16 protein-coding genes are annotated in these 14979 nt (G+C 71.9%); 7 read left to right on the forward strand and 9 right to left on the reverse strand.

Features of this window, described 5'->3' with window-relative positions:
- Nucleotides 1–89: 89 nt before the first annotated feature.
- On the reverse strand, nucleotides 90–1625 hold the full coding sequence (hutH, locus tag ACH4XV_RS07775) for a histidine ammonia-lyase (protein WP_395788627.1): 1536 nt from the start codon (nucleotides 1623–1625) through the stop codon (nucleotides 90–92).
- A gap of 141 nt (nucleotides 1626–1766) precedes the next feature.
- Here hutH and fdhD point away from each other — a divergent pair, with 141 nt between their 5' ends.
- A complete protein-coding gene (gene fdhD, locus ACH4XV_RS07780) occupies nucleotides 1767–2615 on the forward strand; it encodes a formate dehydrogenase accessory sulfurtransferase FdhD (RefSeq protein ID WP_380005117.1) in 849 nt (282 codons plus the stop codon).
- A 42-nt stretch (nucleotides 2616–2657) separates the two neighbouring features.
- On the opposite strand, the gene ACH4XV_RS07785 is transcribed toward fdhD, so the two are convergent.
- Nucleotides 2658–4376: a diguanylate cyclase domain-containing protein gene (locus ACH4XV_RS07785; protein ID WP_395787531.1), complete on the reverse strand. Its 1719-nt coding sequence runs from the start codon at nucleotides 4374–4376 to the stop codon at nucleotides 2658–2660.
- A gap of 466 nt (nucleotides 4377–4842) precedes the next feature.
- Between ACH4XV_RS07785 and ACH4XV_RS07790 the strand changes: the two genes are divergently transcribed.
- The gene (locus ACH4XV_RS07790; protein ID WP_395787533.1) at nucleotides 4843–5238 is read left to right on the forward strand and encodes an SRPBCC family protein; all 396 of its coding nucleotides are present in this window, start codon (nucleotides 4843–4845) and stop codon (nucleotides 5236–5238) included.
- A gap of 100 nt (nucleotides 5239–5338) precedes the next feature.
- On the opposite strand, the gene ACH4XV_RS07795 is transcribed toward ACH4XV_RS07790, so the two are convergent.
- Both ACH4XV_RS07795 and ACH4XV_RS07800 read right to left on the reverse strand, forming a co-directional pair.
- Complete coding sequence (locus ACH4XV_RS07795) at nucleotides 5339–6409, reverse strand: adenylate/guanylate cyclase domain-containing protein (RefSeq protein ID WP_380037043.1); 1071 nt, start codon at nucleotides 6407–6409, stop codon at nucleotides 5339–5341.
- 58 nt (nucleotides 6410–6467) lie between these two features.
- Nucleotides 6468–7001, reverse strand: coding sequence for a PH domain-containing protein (locus ACH4XV_RS07800; RefSeq protein WP_395787535.1), 534 nt, complete (start codon nucleotides 6999–7001; stop codon nucleotides 6468–6470).
- A 120-nt stretch (nucleotides 7002–7121) separates the two neighbouring features.
- Here ACH4XV_RS07800 and ACH4XV_RS07805 point away from each other — a divergent pair, with 120 nt between their 5' ends.
- Complete coding sequence (locus tag ACH4XV_RS07805) at nucleotides 7122–7862, forward strand: class I SAM-dependent DNA methyltransferase (protein ID WP_395787537.1); 741 nt, start codon at nucleotides 7122–7124, stop codon at nucleotides 7860–7862.
- A 198-nt stretch (nucleotides 7863–8060) separates the two neighbouring features.
- Here ACH4XV_RS07805 and ACH4XV_RS07810 read toward each other — a convergent pair whose 3' ends face one another.
- On the reverse strand, nucleotides 8061–8876 hold the full coding sequence (locus ACH4XV_RS07810; RefSeq protein WP_395787539.1) for a biotin--[acetyl-CoA-carboxylase] ligase: 816 nt from the start codon (nucleotides 8874–8876) through the stop codon (nucleotides 8061–8063).
- Between the two features lie 103 nt (nucleotides 8877–8979).
- On the opposite strand from ACH4XV_RS07810, the gene ACH4XV_RS07815 reads away from it, so the two are divergent.
- Both ACH4XV_RS07815 and ACH4XV_RS07820 read left to right on the forward strand, forming a co-directional pair.
- Nucleotides 8980–10566, forward strand: a complete 1587-nt coding sequence (locus ACH4XV_RS07815) for an acyl-CoA carboxylase subunit beta (RefSeq protein WP_380005103.1) — start codon at nucleotides 8980–8982, stop codon at nucleotides 10564–10566.
- A gap of 24 nt (nucleotides 10567–10590) precedes the next feature.
- Entirely contained in the window at nucleotides 10591–10791 is a 201-nt protein-coding gene (locus ACH4XV_RS07820; RefSeq protein ID WP_395787541.1) for an acyl-CoA carboxylase subunit epsilon, read from the forward strand.
- 104 nt (nucleotides 10792–10895) lie between these two features.
- On the opposite strand, the gene ACH4XV_RS07825 is transcribed toward ACH4XV_RS07820, so the two are convergent.
- The 4 genes from ACH4XV_RS07825 to ACH4XV_RS07840 form a co-directional block, all read right to left on the reverse strand.
- Complete coding sequence (locus tag ACH4XV_RS07825; RefSeq protein WP_395787543.1) at nucleotides 10896–11084, reverse strand: DUF397 domain-containing protein; 189 nt, start codon at nucleotides 11082–11084, stop codon at nucleotides 10896–10898.
- 16 nt (nucleotides 11085–11100) lie between these two features.
- Entirely contained in the window at nucleotides 11101–11295 is a 195-nt protein-coding gene (locus ACH4XV_RS07830) for a Scr1 family TA system antitoxin-like transcriptional regulator (protein ID WP_395788629.1), read from the reverse strand.
- On the reverse strand, nucleotides 11213–11956 hold the full coding sequence (locus ACH4XV_RS07835; protein ID WP_395787545.1) for a DUF5753 domain-containing protein: 744 nt from the start codon (nucleotides 11954–11956) through the stop codon (nucleotides 11213–11215). Before ACH4XV_RS07835 ends, ACH4XV_RS07830 begins: the two co-directional genes overlap by 83 nt.
- A 484-nt stretch (nucleotides 11957–12440) precedes the next feature.
- Nucleotides 12441–13049 (reverse strand): TetR/AcrR family transcriptional regulator, encoded by a 609-nt coding sequence (locus ACH4XV_RS07840; protein WP_395787547.1) that lies wholly within the window; start codon nucleotides 13047–13049, stop codon nucleotides 12441–12443.
- 65 nt (nucleotides 13050–13114) lie between these two features.
- Between ACH4XV_RS07840 and ACH4XV_RS07845 the strand changes: the two genes are divergently transcribed.
- Together ACH4XV_RS07845 and ACH4XV_RS07850 are read left to right on the forward strand one after the other, a co-directional pair.
- Nucleotides 13115–14128: an ATP-binding cassette domain-containing protein gene (locus ACH4XV_RS07845; RefSeq protein WP_395787548.1), complete on the forward strand. Its 1014-nt coding sequence runs from the start codon at nucleotides 13115–13117 to the stop codon at nucleotides 14126–14128.
- Nucleotides 14125–14958 (forward strand): ABC transporter permease, encoded by an 834-nt coding sequence (locus tag ACH4XV_RS07850; RefSeq protein WP_395787550.1) that lies wholly within the window; start codon nucleotides 14125–14127, stop codon nucleotides 14956–14958. Before ACH4XV_RS07845 ends, ACH4XV_RS07850 begins: the two co-directional genes overlap by 4 nt.
- Nucleotides 14959–14979 lie beyond the last annotated feature (21 nt).

Genomic DNA, 14979 nt, shown 5'->3' on the forward strand with positions numbered 1-14979 from the left:
CCGATCGCGGTCCGCGCCGATGCCGCGGCCGGGGACCTGCGTGGGTCCCGGCCGCGGTATCAGGTCATCCTGCCTGATCTGACAGGGAATCAGTTCAGTTCGCCGGCCACCGAGCGGGCGGCCTCGATCACACCGCCGGCGCGGACGAAGGCGTCGGCGGCCTCCAGGTCCGGTGCCAGGAAGCGGTCCGGGCCCACTCCCTCGCCGCCGCTCGCGCGCAGTGCGGCCACCACCGCGGCGGTCGCGGGCGCGGGCGCACCGGCCCCGGCGGCCACCCGCATGTCCAGCGCCCGGGCGGCGGTGGTCAGCTCGATCGCCAGGACACGGTTCAGGTTGTCGATCGCGCGGCGCAGCTTGCGGGCCGCGCTCCAGCCCATCGAGACGTGGTCCTCCTGCATCGCCGAGCTGGGGATGGAGTCGGCGGAGGCGGGCACCGCCAGGCGCTTGCACTCGGAGACCAGCGCGGCCTGGGTGTACTGCGCGATCATCAGGCCGGAGTCGACGCCCGGGTCGTCGGCGAGGAACGCGGGCAGGCCGTGCGAGCGGGACGGGTCGAGCAGCCGGTCGGTGCGGCGCTCGGCGATCGAGCCGAGGTCGGCGACCGCGACGGCGAGGAAGTCGAGCACGTAGCCGACCGGGGCGCCGTGGAAGTTGCCGTTGGACTCGATCCGGCCGTCCGCCAGGATCACCGGGTTGTCCACGGCGGCGGCCAGTTCGCGGTCGGCGACGAGCAGCGCGTGGGCCAGGGTGTCCCGGCCGGCGCCGGCCACCTGCGGGGCGCAGCGCACCGAGTAGGCGTCCTGCACGCGCGGCGCGGCGTCCTGGTGGTGCCCGGTCAGCGCCGAGCCCTGGAGCACCCGCAGCATGTTGGCCGCGCTGGCCGCCTGGCCCGGGTGCGGGCGGATGGCGTGCAGCGCCGGGTCGAGCACGCGCGAGGTGCCGAGCAGCGCCTCCATCGTCATCGCGGCGGTGATGTCGGCGGTGGTGAACAGTCGGGCGAGGTCGGCGCCGGCCATCAACAACATGCCGAGCATGCCGTCGGTGCCGTTGATCAGCGCCAGACCCTCCTTCTCCTTGAGCTCGATCGGCTCGATCCCGGCGGCGGCGAGCAGCTCGGCGGCGGGACGCACCTCGCCGTCGGGGCCGGCCGCCTCGCCCTCGCCGGTGAGCACGAGGGCGCAGTGCGCGAGCGGCGCCAGGTCCCCACTGCACCCGAGCGAGCCGAATTCGCGCACCACCGGCGTGATGCGGGCGTTCAGCAGCGCGGCCATGGTGCGCGCGACGATCGGCCGCACGCCCGTACGACCCGAGCACAACGTCTTCAGCCGGAGCAGCATCAGCGCGCGGACCACCTCGTCCTCGACGCGCGGGCCCATCCCGGCGGCGTGCGAGCGGACCAGCGAGTGCTGCAGGCGCGTACGCAGTTCGGGGCTGATGTGCCGGACGGCGAGCGCGCCGAAGCCGGTGGACACCCCGTAGACGGGTTCGGTGCGCGCGGCGAGTCCTTCGACGACGGCCCGGGAGCCGGTCATCGCTTTGATCGCGCTTTCGGCGAGTTCGACGCGCGCGCCGGTGCGGGCGACCGCGAGGACGTCCCTCGGGGACATCCCGGCCTCGCCGATCAGGACGGTGGCGGGAGCTGCTTCGGGAGCGCTGTGCAGATCGTTATTCACTCGAACATTATGTGCATGGATCGCGACAACACCAGGGCGGCTACCGTGCCTGAAGGAAACACCGTCGGGAACGCACCAGGGAAAGGCAGTGTCGTGGGTCGGGTCACCTCTCGCCACAAGGTCGTACGGCTGGGCGGCGACGCGCCCCCCGTACCGCGGATCGACACACTCGTCGCCGAGGAGCCGCTCGACATCCGGCTCGGCGGGCGCACCGTCACGGTGACGATGCGCACCCCCGGCGACGACTTCGACCTGGTCGCCGGGTTCCTGGCGGCCGAGGGGGTGGTCGGCGCCGCCGAGGACCTGGCCGCGATGCGCTACTGCGCGGGCACCGACGACGAGGGCCGCAACACGTACAACGTGGTGGACGCGGTGCTCGCGCCGCACGTGCCGGCCCCGGACCCGGGCCTGATGCGCGGGGTGTGGACGTCGAGCGCGTGCGGGATCTGCGGCAGCACCGGCATCGAGGGGCTGCGCCGGATGTCGCGCTTCGACGTGCGCGCGGACGAGGTGCGGGTGGACGCGGAGGTGCTGTACACGCTGCCCGATCGGCTGCGCGCGGCGCAGAAGGTGTTCGCCAGTACCGGCGGCCTGCACGCGGCGGGGCTGTTCACCGCCGCCGGCGAGATGGTGTGCGTGCGCGAGGACGTGGGCCGGCACAACGCGGTGGACAAGGTGGTGGGGTGGGCGCTGCGCGAGGGGCGGCTGCCGCTGGCCGGGCATGTGTTGATGGTCAGCGGGCGGGCCTCGTTCGAGCTGACCCAAAAGGCCGCGATGGCGGGGGTGCCGGTGATGGCGGCGGTGTCCGCGCCGTCCGGTCTGGCGGTGGACCTGGCCGCGGACGCCGGGGTGACCCTGGTCGGCTTCCTGCGCGGCCGTTCGGCGAATGTGTACAGCCTCCCGGATCGGATCACGGTGTCCGAGCCCGCCACGACCGCCTGAGCACTCCCGGACCACTCCCGAGCGCCCCGGTCCGCCCCGGCGTCAGTCCGGCAGCGACGCGCCCCCGGTCAGCGCCACCGCGACCAGCGCGCGCAGCACCGGGGCGAGCCCGGTCACGCTCAGGCTCAGGTCGTCGGCGTAGATCTCCACCAACCAGCCGCCCGCCGCGTTGCTCCCGCCCGCCGCGACCATCGCCTTGTAGCCGCCGACCAGGAGGAGGTCCTCCTCGGCCGGGTCGGTGCCCGGATCGCCGAGTTCGGCGACGAAGCCGCCGCCCTGGACCGCGTCGGCGGTGGCCGGATAGTGCGCCAGGTCGTATTCGGCGGTCACCGCGTCGTAGCGCGACCCGGACTCGCTCTGCACACCGGTCAGCCGGTGGATCGAATAGCGCACCGTGCGCAACACCCGACCGCCGGGCGGCAGGTACGACACCCACCACGCCACCCCGTCCAGCATCCGGGCGAAGGTGTCCGCGACGATCTCCAGGCGGCCCAGCGTGTCCGCCCGGTGCACGCTCTTCGGTTCGCGCTCGTCCAGGACCGCGAGCACCGCGGCCAGCAGCCGGCCCGGCTCGGCGTTGTGCAGCGCGCCGCGGAACCGGCGCCGGTCGCGGTGCGGGCCGCCGGGGCCCTCGGCCTCCGCCTCGTCCTGCGCCTCGCGGGCCAGGGACAGGGTCAGGTCGGGCTGTTGGCCGCGCCCGGCGACCACCGGGCGGGTCGAGCGCGACCCCTTGGCCCGGTACTGCGCCGCGTCGGCGAGTCGAAAAAGCCGGTCCGCGCTGGTCACCGGCCCCACCGGGTCGCCAGTGGAGGCGACGCCGCAGGCCACGCCCTCGCCGTTGTGCATGCGCAGCGCCCGGCGGCACAGTTCCTCGGCGACCGCGACCACGTCGTCGGGCGGGTAGCCCTCGACCAGTACGCAGAACTCGTCGCCGCCGAGCCGGGCGGCGGTCGCCCCCGGCAACATCGCGCCGCACGCGGAGAGTTGGTCGGCGAAGCGCTCCAGGAGGCGGTCGCCGACGTCGTGCCCGCGTTCGTCGTTGAGCCGCTTGAGGCCGTTGACGTCGCAGACGATCAGGCTGACCACCACGCCGTCCCGGTAGTGCCGGGCCATCGCCTCGTCCAGCCGGGCGTCGATCGCGCGGCGGTTGGCCAGACCGGTCAGCGGGTCGGTGAAGGCCAGCTTCTCGATCCGCTCGAAGTGTTCCGCCTGGGCCAGGCCGGCCGAGATCTGCGCGGCCAGCACACCCGCGAACTCGGCGTCCACCGGCTCGAAGCGCGGCTGGTCGGCCCGCCGGGCCAGATACAGCTCGCCCCACACCCGGCCCTCGACCATGATCGGCGCGACCATGCAGTCGTGCCGCCCCCGGCGCAACATCGCCGCGACCCGCTCGGGGTCGCGCGTGTGCTCCGGGTCGTCCACGCACCGCGACCACGTGGTGGGCCAACCCTCCGACTCGATGATGTCGGGGAAGTCGGTGACCGGATACGTCTCCGCGGCCGGCAGCGGCTCCTCGCCCTCCGCCAGCTCGCCGTCGTTGACCAGCACCCGCAATTGGCCGCTGTCCCGCTCCCAGACCGAGATGGAGGCGTGCGCGGCGCCCATCGCCAGGCGTGCCTGGGCCGCCGAGACGCGGACCACCTCGGAGAAGTGGTGGGTCGTGGCGAGCGTCTTGGCCAGGTGGATGATCGCGTGCAGTCGACGGGCGGCGTCGGGTCCCTCGACCAGGGCGGCGGGTTCCGGACACGTGTCGCCGGGCATACCGGGCAGGTCGTCGGCAGGACCGCCCGAACCGTCGGTTCCGGGAGTGCTCGAATCGGGTCGCGAAGCTACGGTTCTCACCCCCAATCCGCCGGTACCGAGACCAGAGGATATGTCATATATTGCCCAATTGACGGCAGCGTGCACCCGCGTCATGCCGTCACCTCGACGGGTCGCTGTTCGCGTGCGTTCCTGATTGGGCCCCAGACAGCTCCCGTGCGTCCGCCGAGCGCCCGCGCGCGAGCCGGGCTCGCGCCGGTCCGAGCGAAGCGCTTGTATACCCCGGCTTCGCGTCCTGCGCACATTACTCCTGTGGCCCGGCTCCGCAACGCCCCGTGTCCGGGCCGTGTCCGGGCTGCGGCAAACCACGGCGCGCGAGGGCGCCGGGTTGTGAAGAGAACGTGGAAGACTCCCGCGATCTCGGCCGAAAGGGTACGGTCGCGGGCACAGTCCGAAGGAGCCACGCGTGCCCACGCTTTCCGTCATCGCCGCGATCGACGTACCGGCCGCCCGGATCTGGGAGGCGGTAGGAGACTTCGAGGACCCGTCCGCATGGCATCCGTGGCCGGTCGAGGAGCACTCCGGGGACGAGCGGCGGCTGCGCACACCCGACGGTACGACCGTCCGCGAACGACTGGTCGAGCACGACGCGGCGGGGCACTCCTACCGCTATCGCACGCTCGACGGCCTGCCGCTGTCGGGCCGGCTCGCGCTCGAATCGATCGCCGGCGGCACGATGTGCCTGGTCGTGTGGTCGGTCCGGTTCGAGAGCACACCCGCCGAACAGCTTCCGCTGCTGCGCGAACTCGAACACGCGGTGCTGCGCCCCGGGCTGCGATCGCTGCGCGAGGCGTTCGGCTGACCCGCCGAGCCGCCGGTGCGCACGCCGGGCGGGTCGAGCGGGTCCGGAGTCACCGCGGTAGGGGACTCACCGCGGTGCGGGACTCACTGCGGCGTGGGAATCACTGCGGTATCGGCGTGCCCGGGCGGCACACCGTCCAGGGTTCGACCAGCCCCAGACCGCGGACCGGACGCCGCCACATCGGATGCAGCTCGTAGCGGGTGTCCCCTTCGAGCGCCGCGGCCAGCTCCCGGTCGACCACCACCGCGTCCTTGGGACTGAGCGCGGTCAGCCGACTCGCCAGGTTCACCGTGGTCCCGAACACGTCGCCCATCCGGGACAACACGTGGCCGTACGCGATGCCCACCCGCAGCGCGGGCAGGATCTCCTCCTCGGCCATCGCCTCGACCAGCCGCAGCCCCAGTTCCACGGCCGAGTCCGGCGAGAAGGTCACGAACAACACCTCGTCGCCCAGCGTCTTGACCAGGCGCCCGCCCTGCTCGGCGATCACGTCGACGGCCGTGTCCTCGAAGGTCTGGACGAGGCGGCCCAGCTCGGCCTCCTCCAGGTTGCGCGACAACCGGGTGAAGCCGACCAGGTCGGCGAACCCGACGGCGAGCGACTGGCCCACCGTCTGCTGGTCGGTGAGCCCCTGCATGGCCCGCGAACTGGCCGCGGCCAGGTGCCGGCGCCAGGCGTAGATGACCAGCGGTTCGAGTTCGAGCATCACGTCGCCGGCGGTGGTGACCACCTGCTCGGAACGGCTGCCGGTCAGCTCGTTGCCGATGTATTCCACCCACGCCTCGGTCTGCCATTCGGCGAACCGGGCCATGGTCTGGCCCACGGAGCGAACGAACTGCGCCGCGACGGTGGCGGGCAGCAGCCCCGACTCGGTCAGCTCGCGCAGGTGCTTGAGGGCCGCGACATCGGCGTCGGTGAACGCGCGGGCCGGGCCGAAGTCGGCGAAGCCCAGGCCGCGCCACAATCGGCGGGCCTCGTCGAGGGGCACTCCGACCAGGTCGGCGACCTGACCGGAGGTGTAGCGCCGGGGCGCGCCCAGGACGACCTGCTCGACGTCGGCGATCGTGTTGTTGACCGCCTCGATGTCGGACAGGTCGGGCAGGGCGGGTTGATCGACCGCGTCGGCCCCGGCGCCCGCGCCGGGCTCCACGCGGGTCCGTTCCTCGGGCATGTGGCTCCACCGGGTGTGCGAAGGATGGTCTCGTCGGAGCCACACTACGTGTCGGGGGTCACAAAGGTTCGGGGTCGGGCTGTCCCACGTGCTTCTTCCGCCCGGCGGCGGCCCGCTCGACGAGGACGAGCAGCTCGCTCTGCAGGCGCACCACGTGCGGCAGACCGGGCAGTTCCAGGCGTTCCCGGTCGTCGTCGACGGGCACCAGGGCGATGGTGCCGGCGCCGAGCATGCGGTCCACGAACGACTCGTGCTCGATCAGCACGTCGGCCACCCGCGCGAACGGCACCACCCGGATCTCCCGGGTCAGCGCGCCGGTGCGCACGGTCAGTCGGTCGGCGGCGACCGAGTACATGGTGCCCAGCCAGGCCAGCCACGGCGCGACGCTCCAGCGGACCAGGACCGCCAGTCCGGCCAGGAGCACGGCGGGCCGGACCCAGCCGCCCGCCGAGGTCGGGGGTGTGAGCGCGGCGAGGAAGCCGGTGACGGCGACCGTGCCGAACAGGGCCAGCACGGGACGGACGAGGTGCATCCAGTGCGGGCGCACGACGAAGAGGATGTCGTCGTCGACCTCGGCTGTGGTTGTGAACACCGGGCCTCCTGGGGGTCACCCACGATTGTGCGGTTCTCCCGGGCGGGAGGGGCGGAGGCATGCCGTTCGCCGCCATAAATGCGTCGACAGCCCGCTCGGCGCTCGGCAGAGTGGCCGTCCGTGACGAGCAGTGAGCTGTGGAGCCGGGCAACCGCCGAGCGCTACGACGCCGAGGAGGCCCAACTCGCCTCGGCCGCCGTTCTCGAACCGACCCTCGCCTTCCTCGCCGAACTCGCCGGAGCCGGCCCGGCCCTGGAGTTCGCCATCGGAACCGGGCGCGTGGGCGTCCCGCTGCGGGAACGCGGCGTCCCGGTGACGGGCATCGAACTGTCCGAGCACATGGCGGCGGTCCTGCGGCGCAAGATCGACGAGGACACGCTCCCGGTGGTCATCGGGGACATGGCCGGCACCGTCGTCCCCGGCGAGTTCACCCTGGTCTACCTCGTCTACAACACCATCACGAACCTGCTCACCCAGGACGAGCAGGTCGAGTGTTTCCGCAACGCCGCGCGTCACCTGCGGCCCGGCGGCCGATTCGTCATCGAGCTGGGCATACCCCCGCTGCGCTTCCTGCCACCCGGCCAGGTCGCGGTGCCGTTCGACGTCTCCGAGCGGCACCTCGGCTTCGACACCTTCAACCTGGTCGAGCAGATCCTCGTCTCACACCACCTCACCCGCGACGGCGACGACGGCCGCTACCGCCGAGGCCATTCCACGCACCGATACGCCTGGCCGGCCGAACTCGACCTGATGGCCCGAATCGCCGGCCTCACCCTGGAGCGCCGCGTCGCCGACTGGCACGGAACCCCCTTCACCCAGGACTCCACCAAGCACATCTCCGTATGGCGCAAACCGACCTGAGCCCGCTCCCCGGCCGCCGCCGCAAGCCGTGCCCGTCGTGCGCCTTCCTTCGGAAGTCCCGACACCGCCGGACACCGAGACCGGAGCCGCGCGGCACCCGGAGCACCCGGCCGCGAGGCCACGCGGGGCTCGTCCCCGGCAGTAAATCCGCAGCCTTTCCCGCATGACGCAACGGATGGGCGGGTGGGAGCAAAACCCTCACGCCGCAGGCCGAACGTGCACCACGTCCCCCGCGCCCACCGCCACCTGTCCCTCCGGCCCGGTGACCAAAAGCCGACCCTCGTCGTCGATCCCCGTCGCCGGCCCCTCCAGCGTCGGCTTCGCCGGCAACTCGACCCGGACCCGCCGCCCGATGGTGGCGCACGCGTCGGTGTACGCGGCCGCCAACCCGCACGCACGCGCATCGCCCTCCGCCAGCCGCCACCGGGTGTACCACTCCTCCACCTCGCGCAGCAGCGCCCGCAGGATCGGGTCCCGGTCGGTGCTCTCGGCGCCGGCCAGGAACAGCGAGGTCGCGGTCGGTACCGGCAACTCCTCCTCGTGCAGCGAAACGTTCAGCCCGATGCCCAGGACCACGCTCGATCCGGCCCGCTCGGCCAGAATCCCGGCCAGCTTGCGCTCGCCCACCAGCAGATCGTTCGGCCACTTCAGCCGCACGTCGACCCCGGCCACCCGGGACACCGCCGACGCCGCGGCCACCCCAGCCAGCAGCGGGAGCCAGCCCCAGCGCGCGACCGGGACCTCGTTCGGCGCCAGCGTCATCGACACCGCCAGGCCCGAGCGCGGCGGCGCGGTCCACCGCCGGTCCAGCCGACCCCGGCCCGCCACCTGCGATTCGGCGACCAGTACCAGCCCCTCGGCCTCGTCGGCCCGGTTGGCCAGATCGGCGTTGGTCGAGCCGGTCTCGGGCAGCACGTCCAGCTCGCGCCACAGGCCGCCCGGTACCAAAAGCGCCCGACGCAGGGCCGCCTCACGCAGCGGAGGGCGGTCGAGATCCTTGTAAGGAGAGTCCATCCGATCACCCTAGAAGGCACTGCGGGGCAGGGCGGTGATGGTCGCCGGCGTGGCGCGGCTACGCTACCGATCGCCGCCGTTCGACGTGACAGGAGTCAGCACGATGGACCCAGTACAGGGCGATCCCGACATCCACACCACCGCCGGAAAGCTGGCCGATCTCGAGCGCCGGATCGACGAGGCGGTGCACGCGGGAAGCGCCCGAGCGGTCGAGAAGCAGCACGCCAAGGGCAAGATGACCGCCCGCGAGCGGATCGAATACCTGCTCGACGAGGGCTCCTTCGTCGAGCTCGACGAGTTCGCGCGGCACCGCTCCACCAACTTCGGCCTGGAGGCCAACCGCCCCTACGGCGACGGCGTGGTGACCGGCTCCGGCACCGTCGACGGCCGCCAGGTGTGCGTGTTCTCCCAGGACGTCACCGTCTTCGGCGGCAGCCTCGGCGAGGTGTACGGCGAGAAGATCGTCAAGGTCCAGGACCTCGCGATCAAGACCGGCGTCCCGCTGGTGGGCATCAACGAGGGCGGCGGCGCGCGCATCCAGGAGGGTGTGGTCTCGCTCGGCCTGTACGGCGAGATCTTCCGGCGCAACGTGATCGCCTCCGGGGTGATCCCGCAGATCTCGCTGATCATGGGCGCCGCCGCGGGCGGCCACGTGTACTCCCCCGCGCTCACCGACTTCGTGGTGATGGTCGACCAGACCTCGCAGATGTTCATCACCGGCCCCGACGTGATCAAGACGGTCACCGGCGAGGACGTCACGATGGAGGACCTGGGCGGCGCGCGCACGCACAACAGCAAGTCGGGCAACGCGCACTACATGGGCGCCGACGAGAAGGACGCGCTCGACTACGTCAAGGGCCTGCTGTCCTACCTGCCGAGCAACAACCTGGAGCCGGCCCCGTCCTTCGACGAGGAGGCCGACCTCGAGACCACGGACTACGACCGTGACCTCGACACGCTGATCCCGGACTCGGCGAACCAGCCGTACGACATCCACACGGTGATCGAGCACGTCCTGGACGACGCGGACTTCCTGGAGGTCCAGCCGCTGTTCGCGCCCAACATCGTGGTCGGCTTCGGCCGGGTCGAGGGCCGCTCCGTGGGCATCGTGGCCAACCAGCCGATGCAGTTCGCCGGCACGCTCGACATCGACGCGTCGGAGAAGGCCGCCCGGTTCGTGCGCACCTGCGACGCGTTCAACATCCCGGTGCTCACCTTCGTCGACGTCCCGGGCTTCCTGCCGGGCACCGACCAGGAGTGGAACGGCATCATCCGCCGCGGCGCGAAGCTGATCTACGCCTACGCCGAGGCCACCGTGCCGCTGGTCACGATCATCACCCGCAAGGCGTACGGCGGCGCGTACGACGTGATGGGCTCCAAGCACCTGGGCGCCGACGTCAACCTGGCCTGGCCGACCGCGCAGATCGCGGTGATGGGCGCGCAGGGCGCGGCCAACATCCTGCACCGGCGCACGATCGCCGCCTCGGACGACCCCGAGGCGACGCGCGCGCGGCTGATCCAGGAGTACGAGGACACGCTGTGCAACCCGTACGTGGCCGCCGAGCGCGGCTACGTGGACGCGGTCATCCGCCCGTCGTCCACCCGGGCCCACGTGGTCAAGGCGCTGCGGGCGCTGCGCGGCAAGCGCGAGACGCTGCCGCCGAAGAAGCACGGCAACATCCCGCTCTAGCCCGGCCAGGACCCGGAGGTCCCCATGATCAAGGTGGTGCGGGGTGAACCCACCCCGGAGGAGTTGGCGGTGATCGTCACCGTCGTGGCGGCCAAGGCGAGCGGCGGCGGCGCACCCGCGCCGGCGCCGGCGGCCCGGTCGCAGTGGAACGACCCGGCGCGCCTGGTACGCCGACCGCTGCGGCCGGGCCCGGGCGCCTGGCAGGCGAGCGCCTGGCCGTCCTGACCGACCGCGCGTCCGGGTCGCGCGCCGCCGAGGGCGCACCGGCGGTCGACCGTCGGTAAGAAGCGAAAGCCCCTCCACGAGAGGGGCTTTCGCCGTCCCGAAGGTCAGCGAACCGCGGAGACGAAAGACACCCAGGCGCCGGACCGAACGGCGAACGCCGGTCCCGTCGGGTTCTTGCTGTCCCGAACAGCGGTCTGGGAGTTCGTGTGGGCCACCGAGACGCAGCCGTTCTGCTGACCGCTGCGAATGCTCTTGAACCAGGTCAGCCGACCGTACTCGGATGCTTGCTGCACGACGGGGGAAGCTGAGTCACTTGAGGTCTTCCAGTCGCTTCTTGGTGATCGCTTGGGTTTTCGTGCTGTCGAGAGCGTTGTTGCGCAGGTAGTCGAAGAACCGCACGTAGCGCCTGATCTCACGGGCATTATCCCGCTGATGGCTCACGGTGACAGTGTCCACGAAGGCAACGGTCGGATCCTCGGTCTCGCGAAAGTGCAGAAGCGTCAGACCAGCGGTCGTCGGTGCCGGCGCGTCGTAGGGAATCACCTGCACGGTGACCGTTGGACCGCCGGGCCACGTCGAGCAGGTGCGCGAGTTGGGCGCGAAGCGCCCGCCTTCCGCCGGTCTCATACATGAGCGCGGCCATGGTGATCACACCCGCGTACTCCACGGGATCGTCCTCGGTGAGCAGCACGCGCTGCCGTCGTTGACGCACATCGACCAGGGTTTCGATGTCCTCCTCGTCCTGCACGAACGATCCGCTGCCGATAACCGCCCGGGAGTAGTCGGCCGTCTGCAACAGACCTGGGATGAGCAGGGGTTGGTACTCGCAGATTGCGGCGGCCTCCGCTTCGAGCCCGATCTGTTCCTGGTAGTCGTTGTTGAGGACGTCGGCGTACGGCGCGATTGCCCACCACGAGCGTTCCCGCCCGTCCGCGACCAGCGCCTCGCACTTTTCCCGGCCGTCCGAGTCGACCTCATATAGCTCCATCAGTTTGTACAGGTCGCGTCGCGTGATGCCCGACTGTGCGTTCTCGATCCGCGACGCCTTGGACTTGTGCCACCCGAGTTGCGCCCCCACCTCCTCGACCGTGAGTCGTCGCAGGTCTCGCAACGTGCGGAGTTCGTTGCCGAGCCTCCGCCGAGCCAACATCGGTGTTGTGGGCATCCGTTGTCCCTCCCTGGTCGGCGCATCAGTTCACCGGGACTCCGATGCCATCCACATGGCCGGCGTGGTGGTCAGCGAACTCGTCACGAACGCGATCGAGCACGCGGAGTCGGACACCGTCACCTTCATGCTCGCCTGCGACGAGTCCGGCGCGATTCGCATCGAAGTCGACGACCACGCCGACGGACGGCCGGCGTCCGAGACCGTGGAGGAGCGACGATCCGTGTGGGTTCGCGCGTCCGGCACGTCGATGGCCACGCGGAGCTTTCGGGGGGCACCATCGTGGCGCTCCCTCCGGCGTCGGAGCGGGTCGCCGTCGTGCAGTCGCACGCGGCCGGACAGTCGCCCTACCTGTGTCCGATCGGGCACTTGGTGGCAATCGATCTCGACGCGGAACTGCGCGAGGCGGTAAGGCGGTTGATGCGGTTGGACCATCGCGGGCGCTGCGTGGGCACGGTGGCTTTGCCGGTGAAATCGGTTGCAGTCAGCGGTGATCCGGGTTGGCGCCGCACAGGCGGAGGGTGCTTTGTAGGCACAGGGTTTGTGCCTCCGCTCTGGTGAGGCGGCCGGTGGTGGTTTCGGCTACTGCCGCGTGTTGGAGGGCGAAGATGGTGGTGGCGAGCCAGGACGCCGGGGGTGTGGGGGCGAAGTCGCCTGAATCCTGGCCGCGTTGTAGGAGGCGTTCCAGGCGGGGTGGGGCGAAGTCGTGGGGGTCGTCGACCGGGCGGGGGATTCGGGGCGCGCCGGCGTTGACGAGCAGGGGGTAGCGGTCCAGGAAGCGCCAGCCGGCGTCGAGGAATCGGGTCAGGGCTTCCGTGGGCGGGGCGGTGTCGAGGTCCGCTTCGTCGAGCAGGCCGGCGTATTCGGCGGCGGCGGACTCGACCAGGCCGGCCACCAGCGCGTCGCGGGACGGGAAGTGCGCGTAGACCGTCTGGCGCGTGACGCCCGCCGCGCCGGCGATGTCCTCCATGCTCGCGTCGGGCCGTTCGCCGAGCACCACCCGGGCCGCGTCGAGGATGGCGCCGATGCTGCGTCGGGCGTCGGCGCGGCGGCGGCGAGCCGGCGGCGGAGCGGGGGCGGGCGGGTCGACCATGTCCGGAATCTATGGCTCCCGCCATAACCTTGACAAGCTGCAAGAGTTGGCTCAACTCTTACGTCATGTCAAAGAAAAGCTCGGGTGGCGATCACCCGGCGATCGAGGCACGCGGTCTGGTCAAGGTCTTCGGCGGCAATCGGGCGCTGGACGGCATCGACCTCACCATCGGGCGGGGACAGGTGTTCGGGTTCGTCGGCCCCAACGGGGCGGGCAAGACCACCGCGATCCGCATCCTGGCCACGCTGACCCGGCCGGACGGCGGCACCGCCCGCGTGCTCGGCCACGACGTGGCGACCGAGGCGGACACGATCCGCGCCCGGGTGGCGGTGACCGGCCAGTACGCCTCCCTCGACGAGGACCTGACCGGCTACGAGAACCTGCTGATCCTGGGCCGACTGCACGGCCTGACCCGGACCGCCGCCGCACGGCGCGCCGACGACCTGCTCGCCGCGTTCGACCTGACCCCCGCGGCCGGCCGGCCGGTGAGCGGCTACTCGGGAGGCATGCGCCGCCGGCTCGACATCGGCGCCGGCCTGATCGCGACCCCCGACGTGCTCTTCCTCGACGAGCCGACCACCGGCCTCGACCCGCGCAGCCGCAACGGGGTGTGGGAGCTGGTCCGCCGGATCGCCGCGGCGGGCACCACCGTGCTGCTCACCACCCAGTACCTGGAGGAGGCCGACCGGCTCGCCGAGCGCATCGCGGTCATCGACGACGGCCGGATCGTGGCCGAGGGCACCGGCGCCCAGCTCAAGTCCCGCGTCGGCGCCGGCACGCTGCACCTGCGACTGCTCGAAGGCGGGCACCGCCCGCAGGCGCTCCGGATCCTGGCCGGCGTTCCGGGCTCGGTCCGGCTCACCGACGACCCGCTCGCCCTGTCCGTGGCGCTCGACGGCGGATCCGACCCGGCGGACGTCGGCCGACTGGTCGGGCACACGATGACGCGGTTGGCCGACGCCGGGGTGGGCATCGCCGAGTTCTCCCTGGGCCGGCCCAGCCTCGACGAGGCATTTCTCGCCTTGACCGGCCGGCGGACCGCTCCCGCCGGCGCCGACCACGAGGAGTCGCACGCATGACGACCCCGACCGCCGCGGCGCACGCCGACCCGATCGACGCCCTGCTCGCCGCCGGGCGGATCCGTCACCACGCCGGGGCCCTCGCCGCCTCGGCCGCCTTCGGCCGGCGCGCCATGCTCAAGATCAGGCACGACCCCAAACAACTCGTGGACTCCGCCGCCATCCCGATCCTGTTCACCGTGCTGTTCACCTACCTGTTCGGCGGCTCGCTCGGCGGATCGACGGGGGACTACCTCACGACCCTCCTGCCCGGCGTACTCGGCATGAGCATCGCGATCGTCACGATGTATGGCGGCGCCCGGCTCGCGCAGGACGTGCGCAGCGGGGCCTTCGACCGCTTCCGGGGCCTGCCCGTGTGGCGCGGCGCCTTCGTCCTCGGCGGCCCGCTCAGCGACGCCGCCCGCTACCTGTTCGCCTCCGCCATCGTGGTGGGCCTCGGCCTGGCCATGGGCTACCGCCCCGCCGGCGGCGCGGCGGGGGTGCTCGCCGCGGTGGCCCTGGTGATCGTGTTCGGACTCGCGCTGTCCCTGCTCTGGGCCGCGGTCGCCCTGGTCGTCCGCGACCCGGCCGTCGTGCTGAGCATCGCCAACGCCGTACTGATCCCGCTCTCGTTCGCCGGCAACATCTTCGTCCGGCCCGACACCATGCCCGGCTGGCTCCGGGCCTTCGTCGACGTCAACCCGCTCAGCCTGCTGGCGACCGCGTCCCGGGACCTGATGAACGACACCGGCGCCGCCGGCGGCGCGGTCGTCCGGTCCCTCGCCACGACCGCCGGCATCGCCCTCGTGTGCGCCCCGATCACGCTCCGCCTCTACGGCAGGCAGGGCTGAGCGGGACCGAGAGGAAACAAC

This window comes from Embleya sp. NPDC020630 (assembly GCF_044334985.1).
Taxonomy (GTDB): Bacteria; Actinomycetota; Actinomycetes; order Streptomycetales; family Streptomycetaceae; genus Embleya.

Bases quoted from the DNA above. Each gene is read 5' to 3' on its own strand.
- ACH4XV_RS07785 (WP_395787531.1), bottom strand. From the start codon at position 4,376: ATGCCCGGCGACACGTGTCCGGAACCCGCCGCCCTGGTCGAGGGACCC.
- ACH4XV_RS07795 (WP_380037043.1), bottom strand. From the start codon at position 6,409: ATGCCCGAGGAACGGACCCGCGTGGAGCCCGGCGCGGGCGCCGGGGCC.
- ACH4XV_RS07810 (WP_395787539.1), bottom strand. From the start codon at position 8,876: ATGGACTCTCCTTACAAGGATCTCGACCGCCCTCCGCTGCGTGAGGCG.
- ACH4XV_RS07815 (WP_380005103.1), top strand. From the start codon at position 8,980: ATGGACCCAGTACAGGGCGATCCCGACATCCACACCACCGCCGGAAAG.
- ACH4XV_RS07820 (WP_395787541.1), top strand. From the start codon at position 10,591: ATGATCAAGGTGGTGCGGGGTGAACCCACCCCGGAGGAGTTGGCGGTG.
- ACH4XV_RS07835 (WP_395787545.1), bottom strand. From the start codon at position 11,956: ATGCCCACAACACCGATGTTGGCTCGGCGGAGGCTCGGCAACGAACTC.
- ACH4XV_RS07840 (WP_395787547.1), bottom strand. From the start codon at position 13,049: ATGGTCGACCCGCCCGCCCCCGCTCCGCCGCCGGCTCGCCGCCGCCGC.
- ACH4XV_RS07845 (WP_395787548.1), top strand. From the start codon at position 13,115: ATGTCAAAGAAAAGCTCGGGTGGCGATCACCCGGCGATCGAGGCACGC.
- ACH4XV_RS07850 (WP_395787550.1), top strand. From the start codon at position 14,125: ATGACGACCCCGACCGCCGCGGCGCACGCCGACCCGATCGACGCCCTG.